Source organism: Labilithrix sp., from assembly GCA_019637155.1.
Taxonomy (GTDB): domain Bacteria; phylum Myxococcota_A; class Polyangia; order Polyangiales; family Polyangiaceae; genus Labilithrix.
Genome location: JAHBWE010000008.1, coordinates 102482 through 127015, shown reverse-complemented (window position 1 = coordinate 127015; position 24534 = coordinate 102482). Strand labels below are relative to the sequence as shown.

Sequence of the window (24534 nt, the reverse complement as noted above, 5' to 3'; positions counted from 1 at the left end):
CTCGTCCCTGTTCACGTGCGGCTGGCGCCGAACGCGAGCCCCGTCATCGTGCTGTTGATCTGGAACCCGTTGCAGAGCTCGAAGCACGCCGCCATGCCGACCACGGTGGGCGCCTTCTTGAACGCCGCGCCCATCCGCGCGTTGAGCCCCATCATGTGCGAGACGAGCCCGCGCATTCCGCACTCGAAGGCGATGAGGCCGGTCGGCGTCTGGAGCTTGAGCGGGAGCTCGTCGACGAGGAAGTGATCGAGCATCTCCGGCATGTCGCCGAGCTTCATGACGTGGAGCTCGGTGTTCTCCGTCAGCATGTTCGCGAACATGATCGAGCCGTCGGGGAGCGGCTTCCACGGCGACCGCATGAAGTACTCGCGGCCGACCTTGATCGCGGTGCTCATCGTCACGAGCGCCGCCTTGCTCTCCAGCTCGTCGACGGGGACGCCGGCGAGCTCGGACCAGCGATCGACCGCGCGCTTGCCGTCGAGCTCCACCGCGCACTTCGCGCTGGGATCGACCTTGGTGATGACGACGCGCTCGTTCGTCGGCACGTAGGCGTGATGGCGGATCGCCGCCCACGGCGCGTCCATCCGGAAGAGCGTGACCGCGACGGCGTCGGTGACGACCTCGCCGTCGACGTGGAGCTCGGGGTGGACCTCGACGCCCATGCCCGGCGGCGTCGTGTTGCTCGCGCCGCCGCCGACGAGGGTGATGGACGGGTTCACGTCGAGCATGCCGACGAGGAACTCCTCCTTCTTCAACTTGTACCCGTCGTCGATGACGAGGCCGACGTGACGCCGCGGATCGAGGTCCGCCGGCTTGACGCCGAGCTGCTGGGCGGCGTCGGTGAACGCCTTCGCGCCCGCGCTGGCGGCGTCGCCCGAGATCTGGCGGCCGACCCCGACCCCGACCTCGAAGTCGCCGGTCATCGCGCCGAGCATCGCGCCGGTGGGCTGGTAGCCGCTGTTGTCGAGCGGCGTGAGGGTGCTCGCGCCGATGAGGCGGGTCGCTTTCGGCAGGCGTTCGCGGAGCGCGGCGTTGAGGGCGCGTTGGTCGATCGAGCTGTGCGCGAAGATGACGGCGAGCTTCGGGGTCTTGCCGGAGAGGTTCTGGAGGAGCTCCTCCGCCGCCTTCGCGGGGTCGGTCTCGTGCGTGCGCGCGCTCGCAAGGTCAATCTGGGCCATGGCTTCTCTTTTTCCCTCTGTTACCGCGTTTCTGCCGTCTGTTCCCGGAGCGGCGCCACGCTCTTGCGCGTCGCGCCGCCGTTCTTCTCCGCCCACTGTCGATCGAAAGAGTCGTACCGATTCTCTCCGATGATCCTCCAGGTGATGGCGGATCGCTGTGCTTCCTGCTTTTTCGTTTCTTCGATGATTCGATCGATCGTCTTAACTTGGTCCGGCGTCAACGGTCGACGCTCCAGCTCGAACACGGCGCGGTCGGCCTCGGGGTCAGGGGGCAGATCGGGATGCATGCGTTCAGCCGATCCCGCGAACATCGCGAAATCATCCTCTTTCTCCTGTCCCCGCTTCAGCGCCACCCCCAGCGAGCGGATCATCGAGTCGCCGAAGCGCACGAAACATTTGAGGATCCAGTACCGGTAGAGCGGATCGGGATACTGGAACGTGAGCTTCCGGAGGTCGGCGAAGACCTCGCGGTGCTCCTCGACGCGCTCGTCGAGCCAGAAGTGGCGGAGGGCCTCGAGCGCGGTCCAGCGCGTGTACTCGTCGAGCTGCAGCGTCTCCCACTCGGTGTAGCGGCACCGCATCTCGGAGGCGTAGAGCTGGGACAGCCGGTTGATCCCGCGCTCGAGCGGGGTCTTCGGGTCCGGGTAGGTCGTGTCGAACGTGAAGTAGTCGGCGCAAGCCCAGTTGTCGACGACCCACTGGAGGAGGAAGTAGCGGACCATCCGGCGGAAGTCGCCGGGCCACGTCTCGCGCATCCAGCGGTACGCCGGCGTCGCCCACAGCTCGTCGAACGCCTCGCGACGCTTCTGCACGAGCGGAGCGGCCTCGGGGGAGGGGGACGTCGGGTGCTCGAGCGCGAGGGCGCCGCTCACGTCGTGCGGGACGTCGGGGCGGAGCACGGCGGCGGCGCGTCCCTCCTTCTCGGCGTCGAACTTCCAGGTGCCGTCGTGCATCGATCGCGCGAGCGCGTTCCAGCTGTCGAAGTGGCGCGTGAAGATCGAGAAGACGTGCTCCACGTGCGCGCGCGCCTTCGCCGCGTCCTCGTCCGAGAGCGTGGCGCGAAGGAACGGCCGCTCGTCGGCGCCGCCCTGGAGATGCCCCGTCTCGCGCGCGAAGTGATCGGGCCCGAAGTAGGGGAACTCGCGGAAGAGGCGATCCTGATCGTCGCCGAGCGCCTTGATGATGCGCACCGTGCGCGCGAAAAAGACGTTCCCCGCGGCTTCCATCGACTCGATGATCGCGAAGCGCAGCAGCGGATCCGGGTTGTGCCAGACGAGCGAGATGAGCTCGAAGTCCATGCGTCGCGCGTCGGCGGTCCACTCCGACGTGAGCCACCAGAACAGGTCGCGCGGGCGCCACCCGAGCGTGGCGTCCATGTCGAGCGCCTCCCAGTCCTTCAGCAGGAGCGCCGAGTGCGTCTCGTCCTCGCGGGCGTGGGCGTTGATCGCCTCTTCGAGCTCGTTCTGCGGGCTCGGGTAGTGGACGAAGTAGCGGTTGAAGTCGCGGAACCCCATGATGAAGTCCAGCGCCATCGGGGTGAAAACGAACTTCCGTCGAGGTGGCACCGCCGGGTCCGCGAACCACTCCGTGAAAAGTGGGTTCCGTGACAATACGGATGCTTTCGTTCCAATGAGGCGAAAGATGTTCTTCATCTTGGAAGGAAACGCTACACACGAGGGCGAGGGTCGCAACCCTCGATTGGTATCGAGTCGTGGAAATCGTAAATGGAGGGAAAATGAACATGGGAAATACGCCGGGCTCTTCGCCGTTGATTGACGCTGCGCGCAATTTGGCTCCCCTCCTGCGCGAGTACGCGGACCGCGCGGAGGGGGAGCGCCGCCTCCCCGACGAGGTCGCCGCCGCCTTCGCCAAGGCCGGAATTTTCAGGATGTGCACGCCGAAGGAGATCGGCGGGCTCGAGACCGATCCGCTCACGATGAGCGCCACGATCGAGGAGCTGGCGCGCGTCGACGGCTCGCTCGCGTGGTGCGCGATGATCATCGGCGCGGGAGGCGTGAACGCGGCGCTGTTCTCGCGTGAGGGCGCGGCGGAGGCGTTCGCGGAGTCGACGGCGGGGAGCTTCGCCCCGACGGGCATGGTGGTCGAGACGCCGGACGGATACCGCATCACGGGGCGGTGGGCCTTCATGAGCGGCATCCACGCGTCGAAGTACGTCGGCTGCACCGGCGTGCTCATGGACGGCGACAAGCCGCACATGACGCCGTTCGGTCCGCAGATGGTCATCGGGATGGTGCCGGTGGGGGAGGGCACCATCCACGACACGTGGCACGTGGCGGGCCTCCGCGGCACCGGCAGCCACGACTTCGAGGTCCAGGACGTGCTGGTCCCGCGGACGCGCGCGACGCCGATCCCGCCGCGCGAGCCGCCGGCCTTCACGAGCCCGCTGTATCGCTTCCCGCTGTGGGGTTTCCTGTCGCTCTCGATCGCGTCGTGCGCCGTCGGCATCGCGCGCGGTGCGATCGACGAGCTCACGCGGATGGCGAAGACGAAGACCCCGTTCGGCATGATGTCGTCGCTGAGCACGCGCGCGACCGCGCAGGTCGCGGTCTCGCAGGCGGAGGCGTCGCTCCTCTCCGGCCGCGCGATGCTGCACTCCGAGGTCGCAGCGATGTGGGATCGCGTCACGTCGGGAACGCCGCCGACCCCGCCGGACCGCGCCCGTCTCCGGATCGCCGCGACGAACGCGGTGACGAGCGCAGCGCACGCGGTCGACCTGGTCTACACCGCCGGCGGCGGCTCGGCGGTCTACGCGAAGAGCCCGCTCCAGCGCTCCTTCCGCGACGTCCACGCGATCACGCAACACACGATGGTGGCGCCGCACGGCTACGAGCTGTTCGGAAAGATCCTTCTCGGCGTGGAGCCGGATCATCCGCTCTTGTGATGGGGCTCTGCCCTACCAGTCCTGGCGCGCCTTCGGGCGCGCCAGGCTGATCCCATCCGCCTACGAGTTGTCGTGTTCACGCCCGCGACGCCTCGTGGGCGTGCGGGCTCGGGTCAGTATCCGACGCCGGGGAAGCCGCGGGGGGGGCCGCTCGGGGTCGTGAGGTGACAGGTCGAACAGTTGTTCGGGTTGCCTGGGACGCGGTTCGAGCGCGTGTGAATGAGGTGGATGCGGTAGTCGAGGGCCTGGTCCGGCTCGGACTCGAGCGGCATGTGGCAGCCGTAGCAGGTGCGGCGGTCGGCGTTGCGGTGGAGGACCTCGTCGAAGCCGGACGGGCCTTCGTGGCAAGTGTTGCACTTGCCGGTCTTCGGGCTGAACTCGGTCTGTTGCTTCTGCCCGACCTGGACGTCGACGGTCGTGGAGTCGTTGAGCGCCTCGCCGCTCCAGTCGCGGCGGCCCTTGTACGTGAACGTGTAGGTGCCCGGCTTCGCGTCGGCGGGGACCTGCACGTGGATGATGTCGGAGTTGGGCAGCGTCGACACGACGGGATCGACGGTTCCGGCGACGCTCGGGAACACGTCGAATACGGCGCTGAATCCGTTCTCGGCGACCGTGGCCGACGGAATGCCGGTCGCGCCCGATAGGACGAAGAAGTCGAAATCGCTGACGACGTGGCTCGAATATTTGACCTTGTTCGTCGGGCCCGAGAACTGCCAGATGTTGTTGCCTTCGCGGTGCTTCAGCGCGTAGTAGAGCGTGAGGTACTGCTGGAAACCGTCGTAGTATCGAATGCCGCTCGGGATGTTGTCGGTCGCGAAGTCGGCGTACGAGGGGAGGGTGCCGGCGGGGTGGAGGCGGTTGCCGGAGCCGTCGCGCATCGTGAGGCGGTAGTCGATGACGTCGCCGGGGAGGAAGTACTTGCCGTTGGCGGGCTTGCTCACGACGTCGAGCTTGATGTTGAAGCCGTAGCGGTACGGCGTCTGCGCCATCGGCTTGCGGACGATGTTGACGTAGCGCGTGTTGCGCGGGTCCTCCGACCAGAAGACGGCGAGCTTCTTCGCGTTCATCGGAATGCGTTCGGCGCGCCGCTCGGCGTGCATCGCGTCGCGCACCTGCATGAGCGCCTGCGCCGTGAAGCTCGTCGCGCCGGTGCAGTCGCCGATCGCGCGGCACCCGTACGTGATCTGGCGCGCATCGAAGCGGCGCACGAACCCGTCGTCGGAGTCGCGCCATTTGTCGTCGGTGCCCGCGTTCACGATGATCGGATCGCCGACGGGGCGGTTCTGCGCGTCGACCGGCGTCACGGAGAGGACGCTCGCGTTGGTCATCCACTTCGCCTTCCGATAGAACCGGCTACGCGTGTACGTCTTCGGCATCGAGCCGAGCTCGGGCCGCCAGTCCTCGTCCACCATCTCGACGCCGCGCCAGTCGAGGCGCGCCATGTCACCGGTCTGGGTGACGGGCGTGATGCCCTTGTCGGTCGTCGTGTCCACGCTCGACGTGAAGTCGAGCTCCTGCATGTAGCGATCCTCGTCGCCGTAGATCGTGAGCGTCTTCGGCGTTCCGTTCTCGAGACGCACCGCGCCGTTCTCGAACCAGAGGCTCAGGCCGACCGCGTCGTCGCACCAGTCGCCGTGGTTGTGCCCCTTTCCCTTCCCGTTCCCCTTTCCCTTCCCGTCGTTCCCCTTTCCGTGCCCGTGCCCTTTCCCTTTCCCGTGGTCGCCGTGCCCTTTCCCCTTCCCGTGGTCGTTCCCCTTTCCGTGTCCGTTTCCCTTCCCGTTGTGCCCGTGGAGGGCATCGTCGGTGGACGCGAAGTTCTCTGACGTGGAGGTCTCCGACCCACAAGCAGCAGTCGCGCCGGTCAGCAACACAAGCACCGACAGTTTCCAGCTCGGAAGGATCATTCGCACTCCTGCTTCCGCTTCGACGAGTCGAGCGATGGGTTGTTCTGGGTGCGCAAAGAGCATTCTCGTACGGTCAAGTACAAAGAAGCAGAGCGCTTACCTCTACCATCACCTATGGACCGCAGTCGTGCAAGGAGTCGGAATCGAGAATTTCAAAAAAAGTGCGATTGATCACGTAGATCGCGCGCCTGCTCCGACGCCCACATCGCCTGTCGTCCGATGTCGTCTCAATCGCGTCTCCAGATTTATCCCCAGCCGGATACGACTTCAAGCAGTTCCTCCGGAGAAAGAGGTGTTTCGTCGATCCCGACGAATCAGCGACGTCCCGCCCCCGACCCCGCCCACGCTCCAAATCGTGAAATATGCAAACATCGCGCAAGCACACGAGCATGCAAGCCGCGCGCGCACGCCCGCACGCCCTTCGCCGCCCCGCACACGAGCGCCCACCGTCCTCGCGACCACGTACGGCGCCGAGCACGCCATATGCAACAACGCACCCGGCGCGCCGACGGGCATCGTCACCGATGCACATCGAATGCCCTCGCGCACCCATCACGCCCGCGAGAGCGGCCGCATGCCGCCGCCGCTCTCGCGCATGCACGCCTTCGACCGCCCTCTCGGATGAGCGCTCTCGGATGGCGCCCAGCATGCAACACGCCTTCGACGGGGCAAGCGCTCGCGGAACACGCAGCGAAGGCACGCCTCGCGCATGCAACGAGCGTGGCCCACGCGGATGCCTCGCTGCGCCAGCGAGTGGTGTACGCGTATGCAGCGAGCGCGTGGCGCCCGCGGATGGCTTCGCGCGTGCACGGTGCGCCAGCGGATAGGCTCGCCTGCAGCGAGCGTGGCGCCCGCGGATCCTCGCGCCAGTGGTGGTGGCTCCTGGCGCCCGCGGATGGCTTCGCGCGTGCGCATGGTGCGGATGGCCTCACCTGCAGCGAGCGTGCGGCGCCCGCGGATGGCTTCGTGCCTAGCGAGCGGTGGCCTGCGGATGGTCTCGCCTGCAGCGAGCGTGCGGCGCCTGCGGATGGCTTCGCGTGAGTGGCGCCCGCGGATAGCCTCGCCTGCAGCGAGCAGGCGCCACACGCGGATGGCTTCGCGCCTGCACGGTGCGCTTGCGGATGGCCTCACCTGCAGCGAGCGCGTGGCGCCTGAGGATGGCTTCGCGCGTGCACGGTGCGCCAGCGGATAGGCTCGCCTGCAGCGCGCATGCGGGTGGCCTCGCGCATGCAGCTGTCGGCGCGCACGCGTGCAAGGGATGGCTTCGCGTGCAGCGAGTGCGTGGCGCATGCGCAGCGAGCGCACGTGGATGTTCTCGCGCATGCATGGTGCGTGGACGACCAGCGCCGTGCGCGGCGAGCGCCTTCGGGTGCGGCGTGCGGGCGCATCTGTGGATGCTCTTGCGGATGCAGCGAGCGTGGAGGCCTCGCGCCCGTTCCCCACATGGGCCTCGCGGCGTTCGCGTTCTTGCTCCGGCTGTGCGGCGAGGCTGCGGTGGAGGGCGTCCCGAGTCGTGGACGGTGGCGCGTGGAGGGGGCGGCGGTTGAGCCGGGTTAGCCGAGATCGCGGAGCATGATGCGGGATGGGGGGCCGTCGAGGAGCTCCGGGAAGCGGGCCATCATTGCCTGGAAATGTGGGGTCTTCGTGTGGGTCTCGAAATCCGATTCGGTGTTCCAGCTCTCGTAGATGTGGAACTCGCGCGGGTTGTCGAGCGAGGCGTGAGGGAAATAGTGACGGCAGCCGGTCTCGGCCCGGGTGGGCGCGATGAGGCTGGTGAGCGCCTCCGCCAGCTGTCCCTCGGAACCGGCCTTCGCCGTAACCTTCGCGATGAACGTCACGTGTGCGTTGCTCATGCGGTCAGGGTGCACGACGGCGGGTGCGCTTGCCAGCTAAATCGGGGGGACCGGGGATACCGTGCCGCTCGCGCGCTTCGGGGATGTGCGCATCGACGGCGGAGTCTGCTAGGCTGACGTCCCCAAGATGAGCACGCGAACAGCGCGAACGTGTCGCGGGTACATGATCCACAGCGCGGCGAGCTACATCGAGAAGGCCTACGAGCCGGCGACGCGCAAACGCATCTACGACCGCATCTCTCCCCGCGTGCGGGAGCTGTTTGCGTTCGTGAACAAGTTCGAGTGGTACCCCGTCGATGACGCGGCCGAGATCTTCCGCGCGATCGCGGCGCATCATCGCGAGAGCGACGGGAAGATCGCCGCCGCGCTCGAGGGCGTCGGTCGCCAGATCGCCGAGACCGCCTCGACGACGTCGCTGAAGCTGCTCTTCCGCCTGATGACGCCGGCGCTCTTCGCGAAGAAGGCGTCGGACTTGTGGGAACGGAACAGCCGCTGCGGCGAGCTCGCGGTGCCGTCGTTCGAGGCCGCGAATCGGAAGATGAGCATGAAGCTCACCGACGTCGAGGGCTTCGACTTCATCGGGCTCGTCGCGTCCGGCTTCGTCCTCTACGCGCTCGAAGCCGTCGGCTGCAAGAACCCCCGCGCCAGCTTCGTCTTCGACGAAGGCAGCCCCGCCCCCAGCGCGCTCGCGTACGAGCTGACGTGGGAGTGAGGGGAGGAAGCGAGCGACGTGGGCATGCGATGGGGAAGCGAGCGACGTGGGCATGCGATGGGGAAGCGTGTGATGCGGGAGTGCGATGGGAGGGAAGTGGAGTGACGTGGGAGTGGGATGGGAAGCGAGTGACGTGGGAGTGACGTGGGCGTGATCGGGCGGCGATCGAATCGGCCTCCTGCGCTCGTGGAGCCCACGGTGTGGAGCGCCGAGGCGCCGCGCGTGACGGCGGCGTGGATCTCGCGGCCGCGCGTCGGCGAGGTGGAGAGCGGCGACGATGTGATCGTGCTGGAGCGTCGCGACGCCGTGTTCCTCGTCGTCGTCGATGCGCTCGGGCATGGGCCGAACGCGGCGCGGGTCGCGCGGGCGGCGACGGAGTGGGTGCGCTCGACGACGGACGCGGCGACGGTGCTGGACATCTCCAATGGCCTCCATCGCGCGCTTCAGGGATCGCGCGGCGCGGCGGCGCTCGTGGTCGCGGCGTCCGCCGCCGGCGTGGAGGCATGCGGGGTCGGCAACGTCGATCTCCGCTCCGTCAGCGGGCGGCTCCCGTTCGTCCTTACGCCAGGTGTGCTCGGGGTGCGGCTGCGGAGCCCGCGATCGTGCCGCGTCGATGCGCCGGTCGCGGAGCGGTTCGTCATGTTTAGCGACGGAATCTCGGGGCGGTTCGACCTGAAAGCGCTCGCCGCCATGTCGCCCGGCGAAGCGGCGACGCACGTCTTCGCGAAGCATCGTCACTCGCACGACGACTCGACCGTCCTCGTCGCCGACGTGGCGCTCTGATTCGATCCGAGCAGAGGAGCGGAGAAGCCGAGCATGACCGCGAGCCGAGCATGACCGCGAGCCGAGCATGACCGCGAGCCGAGCATGACCGCGCCGCTGCCTGTCGCTTGCACCGTCGCCGACTTCGACGCCGTGCTCACCGCGCGCGCGCACGTGCGCTCGTTCGCGGGGGCGCTCGGGTTCGATCGCGAGGTCGTGGAGGAGCTCGTCGTCGTCGTGTCGGAGCTCGCCTCGAACATCGTGAAGTACGGGCGGCGCGGTCGCATCGAGCTCACCGCGATCGATCGGCCGGAGGAAGGGATGCGCGGGATCGCGATCGCGGCCGAGGACGAGACCGCGCCCTTCGACCTCGCGGGGAGCCTCCGCGACGGCTACGACGCGCGCGGCAAGCTCGATCCCGCGAGCGTCTACGGCCGCGGCGGCATCGGCGCCGGGCTCGGCGCGGTCGCGCGCTTCAGCGACGGGCTCGATCTCGTCCCCCTCGCCGGCGGAGGAAAGCGCATCGTAGCGCGCCGCCTGCTCGGCCGGCCACGCCGCGGCTCGTCGCCGTCGTTCTGAAGCGGTCGCGCCGTCGCCGAAGGTGGCTGCAAGTTCGTCATCGCTCGGCCGACGGCGTCGCGGCTCGTAGCGCGCCGCCTGCTCAGCCGGCCAAGCCACGCGTCGTTCCGAAGCGGTGGCATCGCTCGTCGCGCTGCCGGTGCGGCCGCCGGCGGCTCGTCGCCATCGTCTGAAGGCGCGCCCCCGCCGCGTCGCGCGCCGCCGCCCGTCGCCTGCTCGGTACCGTCCGCGGCTCGTCGCGCTTGCTCGTCGGCTGCCGCTCGTCGCTGTAGTTGAAGCGGGTGCGTCGCGGCTCGTCGCGCGTCGTTCTGGAAGCGGTCGCGTCGCGGCTTGTCGGCGATGGCGCGGGCTTGGGTCAGTCGTCGTCGGGGGAGAAGTAGCGGGTGATGTAGCGCTGGAGGGCGGTGCGCATCGTGCGGTGGGTGAGGACGCCGCTGAGGTCGACGCCCATGTGGATGATGGTTTGCGCGATGGCCGGGTTGATGCCGGTGAGGAGGCACTCGGCGCCGAGGAGGCGGACCGCGCGTGCCATGCGGAGGAAGTGATCGGCGGTTCCGGTGTCCATGACCTGGATGCCGGTGATGTCGATGATCGCGCAGTCCGCTTTTTTCTCGACGATCGCGCTGAGGAGCGCCTCCGTCATCTCGGCGCTGCGGGTGCTGTCCAGCACGCCCACGACCGGGAGACAGAGGACGCCGGCCCAGACCTCGATGATCGGGGTCGACAGCTCGCGGATCGCCGCGCGCTGGATCTCGATCGTCGCGAGCTTCTCCTCGAGCTCCTTCTGGTACGTCGCGCTCCGCTCCTGCTCCTTCGCGAGCGAGCCGATCATCTGGTTGATGCCCTCGTAGAGCGTCGAGAGCGGGTGGTTCTCGGGCAGGTTGCTCTTGAGGCGCGTCGAGTAATCACCGCTTCCCACGTCCGCGACGACGATGAGGATGTCAGCGATTCGCTCGAGCATCAGCTCCGACAAGTTCTGGTCGACCGCCTCCGGCATTCGTCAGGTCCTTTGCGTCCCGCGCACGATGGCACGGCATTTCGTGGAAGCAAACTATTCTCGGTAAGTCAGCGCGTCTCGCGCGGCGTTCGCGGCCGCGGCCGCTTGTTGGGGCCGCCCTTGGGCGCGTGCCCGTCGAGGCGGCCGATCCCGAGCGACTTGAACGCCGCCTCGAGCGTGAGCGCCGTCCGGACCACGCCCATGTCTATCCCCATCGTTTGGAGGGTGATCGCGACTTGCGCGTTCATCCCACAAATGATGCTGTCCGCGCCCATCAGCCGCGCGGAGGCGGCGAGGCGCGAGAGGACGGCGCAGAGGTGGCTGTCGACCATCCAGATACCCGTGAGATCGATGATTAACCCTTCCGCCCCGGTATCCCGGATGGTGTCGAGCACCTGATCTACCAGCCGCTCGGCGATGTGGTCGCTCACGTCCCCCTGGAGCGGGACGAGCACTTGGTTCCAGAGGTGGATCACCGGGAGGCGATCGAGGCTGTCCGTCATCGCGGCCGAGATTCGCACGAGACGCCGTGTCCGTCGAGCCTCGGCGCTACATCTGTTATGGGTGATTTCATGGAAATGCGGGAAAGCTTTCGCGCGCCCTTTCTGGAGATGGCGTGGCAACGCCACCGTCGCATCGCCCAGCTCCTGAGCGAGGCCGGCGGGGAGAGCACGGAGCTCCGCTCCGCGGCGTCGGAGCTGCATTGCCTCTCGGGCGAGGCGAGCATGCTCGCCTTCGACGGCGTGGCCGACGTCGCGCGCGACGCGGAGGCGGCGGCGCGCAAGGGGGACCGCGTGCGGCTCCGCAACCTCGTCGAGGAGCTGCGCTCGGAGATCGAGGCCGTCGCCGAGGAGCGCGCGCCGTGACGATCCGCGTCGTCGTCGTCGACGACTCGTCGATCTCGCGGATGGTCCTCCGCCGCATCCTCGAGGCGGACGGCGACATCCAGGTCGTCGGGGAGGCGACGAACGGCTTCGAGGCGCTCCCGAAGATCCTCGAGCACAAGCCGAACCTCGTCACGATGGACATCGACATGCCGGGCCCGAGCGGGCTCGAGACGATCGGCCGCGTCATGGGGACGAGCCCGGTGCCGATCCTCGTCGTGACCGCCGAGCGCCTCGGACCCGACAGCGACGTCGGCTTCCGCGCGATCCAGTCCGGCGCGCTCGACTTCATGGCGAAGCCGTCGATCGGCGACGAAGAGAGCATGAAGATGCTGCGCCAGCACGTCCGCGTCCTCGCCGACGTGCCGGTGTTCCTCCACATGGAAGAGCGGCACGACGCGTCGCGCACGATGCGCGCGGGCCCGATCGAAGAGCCGCCGCCGTTCTCGCTCATCGCGATCGCGGGCGGCACCGGCGCGCCGAAGTCGGTCGCGACGATCCTCGAGGCGATCCCGCCGGGAATCTCCGCGCCGATCGTGATCGTGCAGCAGATGCCGGCGAAGTTCGGGGCCGCGTTCGTGAAGTACCTCCAGGGCGCGACCGCGCTCCGCGTGCGCACCGTCTCGGCGACGCCGCACGACTGCATGCCGGGTGAGGTCATCGTCGGCGAGCCGGGAGCGCACGTGTACTTCCCGCGGCGCGGCGTCGTCGTCTCGCGCGAGGGCGCGCCGTACGCGGGGGCGCTGCCGTCGATGACGGTCATGTTCCGCTCGATCGCGGAGACCTACGGAAAAGACGCGGTCGGCGTGCTCCTCTCGGGAACGGGGACCGACGGCCTCGAGGGCCTCGCCGCGATGCGCGAGGCCGGCGCGCTCACGATCGCGGAGAGCCCCGACTCCGCGCCCGTCGCCGAGCTCCCCGCCGCCGCGCTCGCCTCGGGCGCCGCCACGCGCGCGCTCCAGGCGCAGATGATCGCGAGCTCGCTCGTGAGCGCGATGACCGACGTCGGCAAGAAGACGACCGCGCCGCCGAGCAGCGACCCCGCGTTCGCCGCGGAGCTGGACGTGCGAATGCGCTGACCGCGCCGCCGGTGCGGCCCGGCCTCGAAGGATGCTGCGCCGTGGGAGCGCGGGGCGGAGGCGCCGAGCAGCGGCCTCGCGCTATCCGGCCTCCGAGAAGAACGCGGCGAGGCGGGAGGCGAGGGTGGCGCCGTCCTTGGGGACCGAGCCGCGGGCGCCGATGCGGGACGCGAGGGCGTCCACCTCGCAGGGGGGGCGATCCGAGAAGAGGACCACCGGGAGGCGCGCCGCGTGGCGGGAGACCACCTCGACCAGCGCGTCGTCCGTGACGCCGGGGTAGCTCGCGTCGACGAGGAGCAAGTCGGGGGTTCCGCCGGCGACCGCATCATCGATTTTTCCAGGGTCTTCGACGCTGGCGACCTCGTGGCCCGCCGCGGCGAGGGCGTGGGCGACGACGGCCCGGACGAGGGCGCTGTCGTCGACGAGGAGGATCTTCCGGGGAGACACGAAGCGTGACGATAGTCGAAATCTTGGATTTGGTTTTCGTGAGAATAGTGCAAAATCGGACCACCGCTGAGGCGGCGAGATGGGGCCCGAGACGATCGACATCGCGATCAAGATGGAGGGGGACATCGTGCGCGCCCGCGGGGCGGGGCGCGAGATGTGTCGCGAGCTCGGGCTCAGCGAGATCAACCAGGTCAAGGTCGCGACCGCGATCTCCGAGCTCGCGCGCAACATCTTCCACTACGCGCAGACCGGGAACATCCACCTCCGGAAGCTCGCGTCGCCGCGCCCCGGCATCGAGATCGTCGCGACCGACCGCGGCCCCGGCATCTCCGATCTGAAGCTCGTCCTGAGCGGCACGTACCAGTCGCGCACCGGGATGGGGAAGGGCCTCCTCGGCGCCCGCCGGCTCGTCGACTTCTTCGAGGTCGACACCGGCCCGGAGAAGGGCACGCGCGTCGTCCTCCGCAAGTACGCGCGGTGACGGCGTGAACGGGGAGATCCAACAACACCTCGACCGCCTGCGCGCCTTCGGCGGGCTCCGCCGCGAGCTGCGCGTGCTCGAGGACCTGGAAGGGATCGCGCGCGTGGCCCTCCGCTTCGCGGTCGACGTGCTCGGCTGCGCGCGCGCCGCGCTGTATTGCGCCGAGAAAGAGGACGGCGACTACGTCCGCCTCGCCGTCACCGACGAGACGCGCGCGACGCCGGCGTCGATCGAGCGCTCGTCCCCGCTCGGACAGGCGCTCGCGGACGCGGTGTGGACGACCGCCGATCCGATCGTGACCGCGTTCGGGGAAGGGGAGCCGATGGCCGCCGCCGTCGCGCTCCGCGGCTCGGCGGGGCAGCCGCTCGGCGCGCTCCTCGTCGCCGGCGCGCGCCTCGACGAGGAGCTCCTCGGCGAGCTCGCCTTCGACGTCGAGAGCGTCCTCGCGGTGCGCCTCATCGCGCAGCTCCGCGCGGAGGAGCTCGCGGTGCTCGAGATCCAGGAGCGCGAGCTCGTCGGCCTCTTGCGCGACGTCGAGGCGCGCGACGAGATCATCCAGCGCGATCTCGAAGAAGCGCGCCGCTTCCAGCGCCAGATGCTGGGGACGCCGCCGCGGATCGCGGGGGCGGCGGTCGAGGTCGTGTACACGCCGCTCGGCCTCGTCGGCGGCGACCTCTACGCCGTGTCGGCGGAGGACCGTCGCGTGCGCATGTTCGTCGCCGACGCGACGGGGCACGGCGTCCGCGCGTCGCTCACGACGATGTTCATCAAGAGCGGCTACGAGGCGGTCCGCCGCTCGGCGCCGGATCCGGCCTCGCTCCTCGCCGCGCTGAACGAGACGATCGCCCACACCTACCGCAGCGCGGAGATGCTCTTCTCCGCGGTGTGCGTCGATCTCGACCTCGACACCGGGCGCCTGTGGATCGCGTCCGCCGCGCACCCGCCCGCATGCATCGTCCGCGCCGGCGCGCCGGTCCTCCTCGAGGCCGGCGGCGCGTTCCTCGGGCTCCGGCCCGGCATGAAGTTTGGCCTCCACGAGGATCGGATCGCGCCGGGAGATGGGGTCTACCTCTATACCGATGGATTCGTCGAAGCTCGAAAGGGGCAGGAGCAGTTCGGCGACGAGCGCTTCCAGGCCGCGATCGTGGACGCGCACGTCCGCGGAGAGAAGGCCGGCGCCGCGGTGCTGGCCGCGGTGACGGAGTTCCTCGCCGGTGGTGCGCTCGAGGACGACGGCACCTTCGTCGGCCTGCGTTTCGGGGTGGAGGACGACAGTGTGCCGAGCGTCCGGAGCGTCTGAGGTGAAATCGTCGAACCAGACGGATTCGTGCGATCGTGTTGCAGCGGCCGACACGCCGAGTAAGATCGCTGGGCCGATGTCGACGCACGACGATCAGTCGCTCTTCGAGCTGCGCTTCCGGCCGACGGTGGCCCTCGCGTCGACGGTGCGTCGCTTCGTCGCGGAGTTCTACCGCGAGCTCCTCTCCGACGCCGACGTGAGCCACCGCCTCGCGATGGCGACGCACGAGATGCTCGAGAACGCGGTCCACTACTCGATCGATCAGCGCTCCGAGCTCGTCATCTCCGCGCGCCGCGTCGAGGGCGAGCTCGTCGTCGCGATCCGGACGAAGAACCGCGCGACGACGGAGCGCCTCGAGAAGGTGCGCCTCCACCTCGACGAGGTGCTCGGCGCGTCCGACGCCTCGGCGATGTACACCCGGCTCATGCATCGCGCCGCGAAGCGCACCGACGGCGGCAGCGGCCTCGGGCTCGGTCGCATCCGCGCGGAGGCCGACCTCGCGCTCTCGTACGCGATCGACGGCGACACGATCGCCGTCACCGCCGAAGGGCATTTCCCACGCGCAGAAGGCGCGCTGCTGACAGGGGCCCCATGATCGACATCCCGAACATCGACGCGAACGATCTCCGTGCGGCCCCGACCTTCACCGACGGGCAGCTCTCGGTCGTGTTCGCGGGCAGCGCCGACTCGCGCTCGCAGGACGCGATCCAGGAGCTGCTCCGTCGCGTCCACGCCGAGGCGATGCGCCTCCAGCTGCCCGAGGTCGCGATCGACTTCCGCGACTGCGACTTCGTGAACTCGTCGTGCTTCAAGGCGTTCGTCGTCTGGCTCGAGCAGATCCAGGAGCTCGACGAGAACCAGCAGTACCGCCTCCGCTTCTTCTCCGACGACACGAAGGCCTGGCAGAGGCGGAGCCTCCAAGCGCTCTCGTGCTTTGCGATCGAGCTCGTTCATATCGAGTCGAAAGCCCGTCGTGTCGGCAGCTGAAGCGCTCCCGAACGACATCGTCGCTCAGTTTCGAGCGACGACGGTGGAGCGCCTCGGACGCATCGAAGAGGCGTGGGGCTCGCTCGCGCACGGCGTCGCGACGGCGGAGAACGAGTCGGAGCTGTTCCACGACGTCCACACGCTGAAGGGCGAGGCCCGCCTCGTCGGGTTCGCCGACGTCGTCCTGATCATCCAGCGGCTCGAGGACCTCCTCGTCGCCGCGCGCCGCCGCCGCTACCGCGTGAACGAGGACGTCGACGTGCTCGTCACGATGGCGATCCAGTTCGCGCGCATGCTCGTGCGGAAGCGCCCCGGCGCGTCGAACGGCGGGATCGACATCGGCGGCTTCCTCAAGCAGATCGAGGACGTCCTCGCGGAGTGGCCGCGCCAGTCGGAGGGCCCGGAGTCGAACGGCGCCGCGTCGATGCGCCCGGCCGACGGCGGCAAGATCACGGTCGCGATCCGGCAGCGCCTCGGCGGCGCGGCGACCCAGATCTTCCTCGAGATGCTCGTCGCGTCCGACCGGATCCGCCTCCGCCGCGCGTGGGACACGCTCGTCGGCGAGCTCGCCGGCCTCGACGCGGTGCCGCTCATGCCCGTCGCTCGCCACCACGCGGCGTCGGCGAAGGAGCTCGCGGCCGAGCTGGGGAAGGAGGTCGACGTCATCGTCGAGGGCCCCGATCTGCGCGTCGGCGTCGAGGTCCTCGACACGATCCACACGTCGCTCCTCCACTGCCTGCGCAACGCGGTCGATCACGGGATCGAGCCGCCGAGCGCCCGCGTCGCCGCGGGCAAGCCGCGCCGCGGCAACGTCTGCGTGAAGGTCCGCGCCGAGACCGACAGCGTCGCGGTGATCGTGCAGGACGACGGCGGCGGCGTCGACCTCGAGTCGATCCGCGATCGCGCGGCGAAGCTCGGGCTCCTCTCGGCCGAAGACGCGCTCGCCGCGCCGGAGGCGACGCTCCTCGATCTGACGTTCGCGGCCGGCTTCTCCGTGCGCGAGTCCGCGGGCACGGTGTCGGGCCGCGGCATCGGGCTCGACGCCGTGCGCGCAGGGATCGAGCGGCTCGGCGGGCGGATAGGGATCGCGTCCACGCGCGGCGTGGGGGCGATCGTGTCGTTCGAGGTCCCGAGCACGCGGCGCGTCGTCGAGGTGCATCGCCTCCCGTCGACGCAGGCCGGCCTCTCCTTCGCGATCCCGACGACGTGGACGGTGCGGAGCGGCAAGAGCGATTCGTACCTCGATCCAGTCACCGTGCTCGCGCTCCGGCGCAACGAGCAGACCACGCCGACGGTGGGTCAGATCGTCGTCACGCGCGACGGCGAGGAGCACGGCCTCGTCATCGGCGGCCCCGTCTCGCGCGTCGCCGCGACGCGCATCGCGCCGACGTCGCCGGACGAGCCGCTCGAGGTCGTCGCGTTCGGCGGCGAGCACCTCCTGCTCCTCCGCCCCGAGGTGTTCTTCACCGCGCGCGGCCCCTGATCGGATCACGCCTCGCCGAGGACGCTCTTCACCTTCGCGAGCAGCGCGTCGGGTCCGGCCTTCTTCGTGACCCAGCCGTCGACCTCGGCTTCGGCCGCGCGCCGGGCGAGCTCCTCCTCGTCGAGGCTCGAGAGGAGGAGGATCGGCGACGATACTTTGTACGCGCCGCGGAGCGCGCTCGCGAGGTCGTCGCCGAAGACCTCCGGCATCTGGACGTCGACGATGATGAGGTCGGGCGCGGCGCGCCGGCGCTCCGCTTCGAACGCGGCGACCGTCGTCGCGGTCGCGACCTCGTAGCCGGCGCGCTCGAGCACGGCGCGCGTGAAGTCGAGCACGAGCGCGCTGTCGTCGATGAGGAGGATCCTACGCGGCACCGTATTCGCTCCACGGCGGCGCGCCGATCAGGAACTCGAGCGTGCAGAAGAGGTCCTTCAGCGCGATCGGCTTGGCGAGGAAGAGGTCGGCGCCGGCGTCGAGCATCGCCTGGCGCGCCGCCCTTCCGGCGCCGCTCATCCCGACGATGAAGGCGAGCCCGAGCTGGGTGTCGGCGCGGAGGCGCGAGACGAAGTCGGTGCCGGAGCTGGCCTTCAGCGTGTGATCGACGAGGAGGAGATCGAGGTCGGGGCGCGCGAGGCGCCACGCCTCCTCCGCCGTCGCCGCCTGCACGAGGCGGAGGCGGGCGGAGCGTTGCTTGAAGTAGCGCTCGAACGCGTACGCGAACGTGTCGCGAATGAGCTGGTTGTCCTCGACGAGCAAGACCGAGAGCTCGCGGTTCGCGAGCGCGCCGGGGACCGGGCGGATGCGCCGCGCGACCTCACGCGCGCGCTCTCGCTGCCGCTCGTCGGCGAAGTCGAAGGTCGCGACGAAGCCGGGCGGCGAGCCGGGACCGTCGGAGACGCGGATCTGCGTGACGGCGGCGGAGAGGCGGAGCGGGCGGAAGATGCGCGGGAACGAGAGCTCGACGCTCACGCGATGATCGAGAGGCGGGAGAAGCTCGGTGATCACGAAAACCGACTCTTCCGTCATCTCGATGGCACACGTCGTCTCCGCGAAGCCGTCGCGGAAGAGCTCGGCACGCAAGATCGCGCTGCGCTGTGCGCTCACGGTCGTCACTGCGATCAGGATAACGGTGCGTTCGCGCGCCGCGTAGAGCGTTCCATCGCGCCGGGAGACGAACGGTGCGATAGGGAGCGAGCATCACTCCTCGGTGATGACGGCGTCGTGCGCGGCGGTGATCTGCGCAGCGACCGTCTTCCGCACCACTTCTTCGATCGCGACGTCGACGTTCGTGACCTCGATCACGCCGCGGCCGTCGCTCTCGAGCCGCGCCTGCACGCCGCTCTCCTTCGGCAGGCCGAGCGCGCGGAGGTTCTCCTCGGTCCGCGCCTGGAGCGTGACCATCTCCGGCGCGCCGAAGGTCCCGCGGAACGTGAAGACGATGCTCTTCCTCATCCGCTGAATAGAGCGCGATCCACGCGGCTCTTCAATGCTGCGCGAGGGCGCAGGATTGACTCCGCTCACCTGGGCTGTCATCTTCGTCGTCCGAGGCGGTGGAGTCCGCCCTCATCCGTTCGCTCCCTCGAAGGCAGCGAGCCAATGGCTCCTACGGCAGTGCCATGACTGGCGCCGTAGGTCATCGATAACCTCCGGCGCTTCACGACGCGGAGGTTGTGACGTGCGATCGAACATCCTGGCGGCCCTGAAGAGGCGGGCGAACGCGCTCCTCCAGTGGATCGGGCTCGGGGCGGCGGTGGGGCTCGCCTGCGGCGGCGCGTCGGCGTTCTTCCTCACGCTGCTCGAGCACGCGACGCAGCTCCGCGAGTCGCACGAGCAGCTCGTCTACACGCTGCCGATCGCGGGCCTCGTCATCGGCTTCCTCTACGACCGCTGGGGGAAGCCGATCAAAGGCGGCAACAACCTCGTCCTCGACACGATGCACGAGAGCGCGCCGCAGATCCCGTTTCGCATGGCGCCGATGGTGCTCCTCGGCACCGTCCTCACCCACGTCTTCGGCGGCAGCGCGGGACGTGAAGGCACGGCGGTGCAGATGGGCGCGAGCCTCGCCGACGAGATCGCCCATCGAGCGCGCGTCGGCAAGGAGACGCGTCGCCAGCTCCTGGCGGCGGGGATCGCGGGCGGCTTCGGCTCGGTCTTCGGCACCCCCATCGCCGGGACGGTCTTCGGAATGGAGGTCGTCTCGGTCGGTCGCATCGAATACGACGCGTTCTTGCCGGCGCTCGTCGCGTCCGTCGTCGGTGACCTCGTCACGCGCCGGCTCGGGATCGTCCACACGCCGTATCCACGCCTCGCGCACGTCGAGCTCACCGGGATCGTCCTCGGGAAGCTCGCGGTCATGGCGGTGGCGATGGCCCTCGCGACGATCGCGTTCGTCGAGCTCACGCATCGCCTGAAGCACCTCCTCGAGCGAAAGATCCGTTGGCTCTCGGTCCGCATGTGCGTGGGCGGGATCTGCGTCGTCGTGATGTGGAAGCTGATCGGGACGAGCGACTACCTCGGGCTCGGCGTGCCGATGATCGTCCGCTCGTTCGACGATCCGAGCCTGCCGTGGTTCGCGTTCGCGGCGAAGCTCGTGTTCACGTCGGTGACGCTCGCGGCGGGCTTCCTCGGCGGCGAGGTGACCCCCCTCTTCTTCGTCGGCGCCACGCTCGGGAGCGTGCTGGCGCGTCTCCTTGGTCTGCCGATCGAGCTCGGCGCCGGGGTCGGCCTCGCCGCGGTCTTCGGCGCGGCCGCGAACACGCCGATCGCGCTCTCGATCATGGCGGTCGAGCTGCTCGGCGCGGAGGCGTTCCCGCACGTCGTGATCGTCTCGGTCATCGCGTACATCTTGACCGGTCACCGCGGGATCTACCCCGCGCAGCGGATCCAGCTGCGAAAGCACGGCGGGCTCTTGCGCCGTCCCGTCCCGCTCCGCGACTACCGCGACTCGACCGCGCCGCCCGACTCGTGAGGAGAGGAGCATGGACCCGATCGCGGACCCGCTGAACGCGCTCGAGCGGCTCGCCGCCGCGCTCCGTCCGCTCGCGATCACGAATCCGATTTGGATTCAGCCGTAGTGGCTCGCCGGCGCCGGCGCCGGTGCCTTCGGCGAGCGCGGGATCTCGAACCAGAACGTCGCGCCGCGGCCGACCTCCGACTCGACGCCGGCGCGACCGCCGTGCGCCTCCGCGAGGCGGCGCACCGTCGCGAGGCCGAGGCCGACGCCGGGCTCCTTCGTGCCCGGCGCGCGGACGTAGGGATCGAAGACGCGGGCGTGGAGCTCGCGCGCGAGGCCGGGACCGTTGTCGGCGACCTCGACGCGGACGGCGGAGCCGCGCTCGCGGGCGCGGATCTCGATGCGAGGCTCCTCTCCGTTGCCGTTGCCGTTGCCGTTGCCGATGTACTTGATCGCGTTCCGCGCGAGGTTCGCGATGAGGCTCGTGAGGACGCCCGGATCGCACGCCGCGACGAGGTCGGCGTCTTGCTTCGTCGTCAGCGCGATGCGCTTCTCCGCGACGGTGGGCTCGAGCTCGGCGACGAGGTCGGCGGTGATGCGCGCGACGTCGGCGCGCGCCCCGACGGCGGGCCGTCCCCCCGCGCGCGCGAACTCGAGGAGGCCGTTCACGAGGCGCTGGATCCGCTCGAGCGACGAGGTCCCGCGCTCGACGACGCGCGCGCGTTGCTTCGGATCTTCGGTCCGGCCGAGGATGTCGAGGGCGAAGCCGATCGCGCCGAGCGGGCTCAGGATGTCGTGCGCGACGCGGCCGGCGAAGCCTTCGAGCTCCGCCGCGCGCTCCTCTTGCAGCTGCCGCCGCCGCTCCGCGATCTCGCGATCGGCGCGGACGAAGCGCTGCACGAGGTACGCGCCGAGGAGCGCGAGGAGCGCGCACACGACGTCGAGCGCGAGGGCGACGCGGCTCGACTGCGCGCGGAGGTGCCGGATGCGGAGCGCCGACTCGCGCGTTCGCACCGCGCTCGCCTCGAGCGCCTCCGTGATCGCGTCCGACACGTCGCCGACGATCGGCAGGACGTCGTCCACGTCCGCGTCGTCGCGCTCGAGGCGCCGCAACATGCCGTCGAGCTCGTCCTTGGAGCGCCGCACGTCGCGCCAGCTCTCCTCCTCCCCGGGCAAGAGCGGGCGCGTGAGGTAGCCGTCGAGCGAGCGATCGAGGACGTGGCGCGCGTCGACGAGCGCCGCGTTCTCCACTGGCTCGCGGCGGAGGACGAGGAGGAGGTGCCGCAGATCGCTGCGTGCGGCGGCGAGGTGCTCGATGCCGGGCGCGGAGTCGTCGGCGATCTCGAGCGCCGCGTCGTCGATCGCGCGCAATTCCCAGTGCACGAACGCGGTCGCGGTGACGAACGAGAGGACCACGCCCGCGAAGATCGCGGGCAGGACTACGCGCGAGGTCGGCATGCGTGACACCTCCGGCTGCGGGACTGTGCCCCGACAGCGAAGGCCTGCCATTCATTCCCGACGAATCGTGGTCGAGGTCGATCGTCGACTCTCACCACAGCTCGTGGCTGACGACGCGGAAGCCGCTCGAGAAGAAGGGAGGCATCGGCGAGTCGCCGGTGAAGCCGCGGCCGTACGTCCCGTCGAGCTGGAGGTGATCGTTGAAGATGATGCGGAACCCGACCTGGTACGCCGCGCCCGCGCCCGCGACGTACGGGTCGCCGGAGAAGACCTCGCCGATGAGGTGAAAATCGTAGATCGTCTCGACCTGCGTGCCGACGCCCCACGTGAATTTGACGGGGTCGAAGCCCTTCGCCGCGATCGCCGATAATCCGATGTTGGCGTGAATGAGGAAGTCGTCTTCTTTGAAGAAGGCCTGCGTCATTGCCAAATAGCTGAACCCCGTCCAGCCCGGAGCGGAGAAGCCGCCGCGGCCGAGCGGCGGCACGGTGCCGGCGGAGAGCGCGAAGCCGGGCGGCCGGTTCGGGATCGTCTCGCGGAGGAGGACCTTGGCCTGCGCGACGGGGCCGGCGATGTCGTAGCCCTCCTCCCGCGTGCTGATGTTGCCGATGCCGTGCACGCCGCCGAGGGTGAGCTCGAGCCAGTCGTTGGGGCCGATCGCGGGGAGGATCCAGTGCTGGAGCGCGAGGTCGTCGCGGCGCCAGTAGGTCTCGAGCTGGAGGTGCCCCTTGCCGACCACGCGCGCGTCGTCGGTGATGAACGGACGGATCGCCGCCGCCGGGGCGCTCACGAAGAGCGCGGCGAGCGCGAGGCCGAGGGTCAGCGCGCGGCGCACTTCGGGTTCTTCCAGCGAAAGCGGTCGACGAGCACGACGGGATCGTCCTTCTTCAGCGGATCGACGCGGCCGAAGACCCACCCGTCGGCGTGACTACCATCCTTCTTGAAGCGCAGCCGGACGAAGTGCTTGTAGCCGGGGTGCGCGAGCGCGCTGAAGGCCTGATGCTGCTCGATGCCGAGCATCGTGAGCAGCATCAGGTACGCGCCGAGCGCGAGGGTCCCGACGTACACCGTGCCGGCGAGGCCGAGCGCGAGGAACGTGAGCGCGCGCGCGATGTGGAACCACAACAGCACCTCGAACACCACGAGCGGCAGGAGACCGATGACGGAGCCGCACACGAGCGAGAGCGCCGCGACCTTGAGGCGGTTCTTGCGGAAGCCGCCGAGGAAGAAGCAGACGAGGAACGCGGCGAGCGCGACGACGACGCTGAGCAAGCCGGCGCCTTCGTGCGTGCGCCACTGGTGCATGAAGATCGGCGCCTGCACGAGCGCGAGCACGGTGTGCACGACGAAGCCGGAGCGACCGTGCGCGATCTGCCAGGGGACCTGGAGCGCGAGGACGACCGTCGTCGTCCGGCCGGGGAACTCGGCGTCGGGCTCGGGCAGGCCGCGCCGGTTGATCGTCGCGGGGTGGAGGAACGCGCCGCCGCCGCCGGCGAGGACCTGCATCCCGGGGCCCATCGTCTGGCGGCAGTAGTGATGCGTGTCGCCGGTGAGGACGAGGAGGCCGTCCTTCTCGATCCCGAGATCGAGCGCGGCGAGGATCTCCTGCCCCGCGCGGCTCGGCTCGAGGAACGCGTACGGCGGGTCGGCGACGCAGAGCACGATGCCGCGATCGGGGTCGCGCTCCTCCGCGAAGAACGCGCGCTGGTGGAAGTCGACGAGCCGGAGCTGGCGGTCGGCGCCCCAGAGATCGAGGTTGGGCGCGACGCGGAAGGTCCAGTAGCTCGCGTCCTGCACCGGCGTGTAGCCCGTCAGCGCGAGGGCGGCGCGCTTCACGACGTTGGTGCCGAGGCGGAAGGCCTCGACCCACTCGACGAAGTGCCCGATCTGGCCGAAGCGATCGACGGAGAGGTCGTCCTCCTTCTCCGCGCGCCCGAGCATGAGCCGCCGCGCGCGGAACATGCGGCCGAAGCCGTCGAGCCCGGCGTACCAGTCGTGGTTGCCGGGGACGCCGAGCAGCGCGCGCTTCTTGTCGTCCGCGACGGTGCGGAGCACGGTGTTGAACGGCACGCAGACGCGGTTGTGGATCTCGACCTCGGTCGCGACCGGATAGGCGGTGTCGCCGCCGAAGAGGAGGACGTCGCCGCGCGGGAGGACGAGCTTCTTCGTCGGATCGTCGGGATCGTCGACCTCGTACTCGGACGCGATGAGGCGCGCGACGGCCTTGCTGACGGAGAAGTCGTCGCCGGTGTCGGAGACGAAGTCGATCCAGACGTCGCCGTCGAGCGCCTCCGCGAGGCTGTCGGCGTCGGGGCGTGCGGCGCCGATCGTGTCGGCGAGGCGGCGCGTGAGCGCGCGCGCGGTGGCGGGGTGCATCCAGTCGCGCGAGTCGATGTCCTCCGTCGCGATGACGCTCGCGGCGAGGTGCCAGAGGTGACCCCAGAACGATTTGAAGCCGAACCACGCGATCGCGCGCGGCCAGCGGTTGCCGCGGCGGTAGAACAACTTCGGCGCGTCCTCCGGCAGCGGCACGGGGACGACGACGGACGGCTCGGGCACGACCGCCTCTTACTAC

The 24534-nt window shown here is 69.6% G+C and carries 25 protein-coding genes; 12 read left to right on the top strand and 13 right to left on the bottom strand.

What is annotated here, in order from left to right:
• Positions 1 to 11 precede the first annotated feature (11 nt).
• A complete protein-coding gene (locus tag KF837_18345) occupies positions 12 to 1178 on the bottom strand; it encodes a hypothetical protein (protein MBX3229286.1) in 1167 nt (388 codons plus the stop codon).
• A gap of 20 nt (positions 1179 to 1198) precedes the next feature.
• The gene (locus KF837_18340) at positions 1199 to 2710 is read right to left on the bottom strand and encodes a hypothetical protein (GenBank protein ID MBX3229285.1); all 1512 of its coding nucleotides are present in this window, start codon (positions 2708 to 2710) and stop codon (positions 1199 to 1201) included.
• A gap of 203 nt (positions 2711 to 2913) precedes the next feature.
• Between KF837_18340 and KF837_18335 the strand changes: the two genes are divergently transcribed.
• The gene (locus KF837_18335; GenBank protein MBX3229284.1) at positions 2914 to 4080 is read left to right on the top strand and encodes an acyl-CoA dehydrogenase family protein; all 1167 of its coding nucleotides are present in this window, start codon (positions 2914 to 2916) and stop codon (positions 4078 to 4080) included.
• A gap of 113 nt (positions 4081 to 4193) precedes the next feature.
• Here KF837_18335 and KF837_18330 read toward each other — a convergent pair whose 3' ends face one another.
• Positions 4194 to 5984 carry a hypothetical protein gene (locus tag KF837_18330; protein ID MBX3229283.1) on the bottom strand — a complete coding sequence of 597 codons (1791 nt, stop codon included), beginning with the start codon at positions 5982 to 5984 and terminating at the stop codon, positions 4194 to 4196.
• Positions 5985 to 7537: 1553 nt separating this feature from the next.
• Complete coding sequence (locus tag KF837_18325; protein MBX3229282.1) at positions 7538 to 7822, bottom strand: antibiotic biosynthesis monooxygenase; 285 nt, start codon at positions 7820 to 7822, stop codon at positions 7538 to 7540.
• Between the two features lie 178 nt (positions 7823 to 8000).
• Between KF837_18325 and KF837_18320 the strand changes: the two genes are divergently transcribed.
• The 3 genes from KF837_18320 (at position 8001) to KF837_18310 (ending at position 9890) form a co-directional block, all read left to right on the top strand.
• Entirely contained in the window at positions 8001 to 8549 is a 549-nt protein-coding gene (locus tag KF837_18320) for a hypothetical protein (protein MBX3229281.1), read from the top strand.
• Between the two features lie 150 nt (positions 8550 to 8699).
• Entirely contained in the window at positions 8700 to 9332 is a 633-nt protein-coding gene (locus KF837_18315) for a SpoIIE family protein phosphatase (protein MBX3229280.1), read from the top strand.
• An 84-nt stretch (positions 9333 to 9416) separates the two neighbouring features.
• Positions 9417 to 9890: an ATP-binding protein gene (locus KF837_18310; protein ID MBX3229279.1), complete on the top strand. Its 474-nt coding sequence runs from the start codon at positions 9417 to 9419 to the stop codon at positions 9888 to 9890.
• Positions 9891 to 10245: 355 nt separating this feature from the next.
• On the opposite strand, the gene KF837_18305 is transcribed toward KF837_18310, so the two are convergent.
• Positions 10246 to 10887: an STAS domain-containing protein gene (locus KF837_18305; protein MBX3229278.1), complete on the bottom strand. Its 642-nt coding sequence runs from the start codon at positions 10885 to 10887 to the stop codon at positions 10246 to 10248.
• A gap of 68 nt (positions 10888 to 10955) precedes the next feature.
• Complete coding sequence (locus KF837_18300; GenBank protein ID MBX3229277.1) at positions 10956 to 11318, bottom strand: STAS domain-containing protein; 363 nt, start codon at positions 11316 to 11318, stop codon at positions 10956 to 10958.
• Positions 11319 to 11498: 180 nt separating this feature from the next.
• Here KF837_18300 and KF837_18295 point away from each other — a divergent pair, with 180 nt between their 5' ends.
• Complete coding sequence (locus KF837_18295) at positions 11499 to 11753, top strand: Hpt domain-containing protein (GenBank protein MBX3229276.1); 255 nt, start codon at positions 11499 to 11501, stop codon at positions 11751 to 11753.
• The gene (locus KF837_18290) at positions 11750 to 12850 is read left to right on the top strand and encodes a chemotaxis protein CheB (protein ID MBX3229275.1); all 1101 of its coding nucleotides are present in this window, start codon (positions 11750 to 11752) and stop codon (positions 12848 to 12850) included. Before KF837_18295 ends, KF837_18290 begins: the two co-directional genes overlap by 4 nt.
• A gap of 81 nt (positions 12851 to 12931) precedes the next feature.
• Here the strand turns inward: KF837_18290 and KF837_18285 are convergent, their stop codons facing one another.
• Positions 12932 to 13297, bottom strand: a complete 366-nt coding sequence (locus KF837_18285; GenBank protein MBX3229274.1) for a response regulator — start codon at positions 13295 to 13297, stop codon at positions 12932 to 12934.
• A 79-nt stretch (positions 13298 to 13376) separates the two neighbouring features.
• Between KF837_18285 and KF837_18280 the strand changes: the two genes are divergently transcribed.
• The 5 genes from KF837_18280 (at position 13377) to KF837_18260 (ending at position 17548) form a co-directional block, all read left to right on the top strand.
• Complete coding sequence (locus KF837_18280) at positions 13377 to 13778, top strand: anti-sigma regulatory factor (protein MBX3229273.1); 402 nt, start codon at positions 13377 to 13379, stop codon at positions 13776 to 13778.
• Between the two features lie 4 nt (positions 13779 to 13782).
• Complete coding sequence (locus KF837_18275) at positions 13783 to 15078, top strand: serine/threonine-protein phosphatase (GenBank protein ID MBX3229272.1); 1296 nt, start codon at positions 13783 to 13785, stop codon at positions 15076 to 15078.
• Between the two features lie 76 nt (positions 15079 to 15154).
• Complete coding sequence (locus tag KF837_18270; GenBank protein ID MBX3229271.1) at positions 15155 to 15673, top strand: hypothetical protein; 519 nt, start codon at positions 15155 to 15157, stop codon at positions 15671 to 15673.
• Entirely contained in the window at positions 15670 to 16065 is a 396-nt protein-coding gene (locus KF837_18265) for a hypothetical protein (GenBank protein ID MBX3229270.1), read from the top strand. Before KF837_18270 ends, KF837_18265 begins: the two co-directional genes overlap by 4 nt.
• Entirely contained in the window at positions 16052 to 17548 is a 1497-nt protein-coding gene (locus KF837_18260; protein ID MBX3229269.1) for an Hpt domain-containing protein, read from the top strand. The genes KF837_18265 and KF837_18260 overlap by 14 nt, the downstream gene beginning before the upstream one ends.
• A 5-nt stretch (positions 17549 to 17553) precedes the next feature.
• Here the strand turns inward: KF837_18260 and KF837_18255 are convergent, their stop codons facing one another.
• From KF837_18255 to KF837_18245, 3 genes are all read right to left on the bottom strand, one after another.
• On the bottom strand, positions 17554 to 17922 hold the full coding sequence (locus tag KF837_18255; GenBank protein ID MBX3229268.1) for a response regulator transcription factor: 369 nt from the start codon (positions 17920 to 17922) through the stop codon (positions 17554 to 17556).
• Positions 17912 to 18661: a response regulator transcription factor gene (locus KF837_18250; protein ID MBX3229267.1), complete on the bottom strand. Its 750-nt coding sequence runs from the start codon at positions 18659 to 18661 to the stop codon at positions 17912 to 17914. Before KF837_18250 ends, KF837_18255 begins: the two co-directional genes overlap by 11 nt.
• A gap of 84 nt (positions 18662 to 18745) precedes the next feature.
• On the bottom strand, positions 18746 to 19000 hold the full coding sequence (locus KF837_18245; protein ID MBX3229266.1) for a hypothetical protein: 255 nt from the start codon (positions 18998 to 19000) through the stop codon (positions 18746 to 18748).
• Between the two features lie 34 nt (positions 19001 to 19034).
• Between KF837_18245 and KF837_18240 the strand changes: the two genes are divergently transcribed.
• Positions 19035 to 20516 carry a chloride channel protein gene (locus tag KF837_18240; protein ID MBX3229265.1) on the top strand — a complete coding sequence of 494 codons (1482 nt, stop codon included), beginning with the start codon at positions 19035 to 19037 and terminating at the stop codon, positions 20514 to 20516.
• 96 nt (positions 20517 to 20612) lie between these two features.
• Here the strand turns inward: KF837_18240 and KF837_18235 are convergent, their stop codons facing one another.
• From KF837_18235 to KF837_18225, 3 genes are all read right to left on the bottom strand, one after another.
• Positions 20613 to 21959, bottom strand: a complete 1347-nt coding sequence (locus KF837_18235) for a HAMP domain-containing histidine kinase (protein MBX3229264.1) — start codon at positions 21957 to 21959, stop codon at positions 20613 to 20615.
• Positions 21960 to 22050: 91 nt separating this feature from the next.
• Entirely contained in the window at positions 22051 to 22794 is a 744-nt protein-coding gene (locus KF837_18230) for a transporter (protein ID MBX3229263.1), read from the bottom strand.
• A complete protein-coding gene (locus KF837_18225; protein ID MBX3229262.1) occupies positions 22779 to 24518 on the bottom strand; it encodes a hypothetical protein in 1740 nt (579 codons plus the stop codon). Before KF837_18225 ends, KF837_18230 begins: the two co-directional genes overlap by 16 nt.
• Positions 24519 to 24534 lie beyond the last annotated feature (16 nt).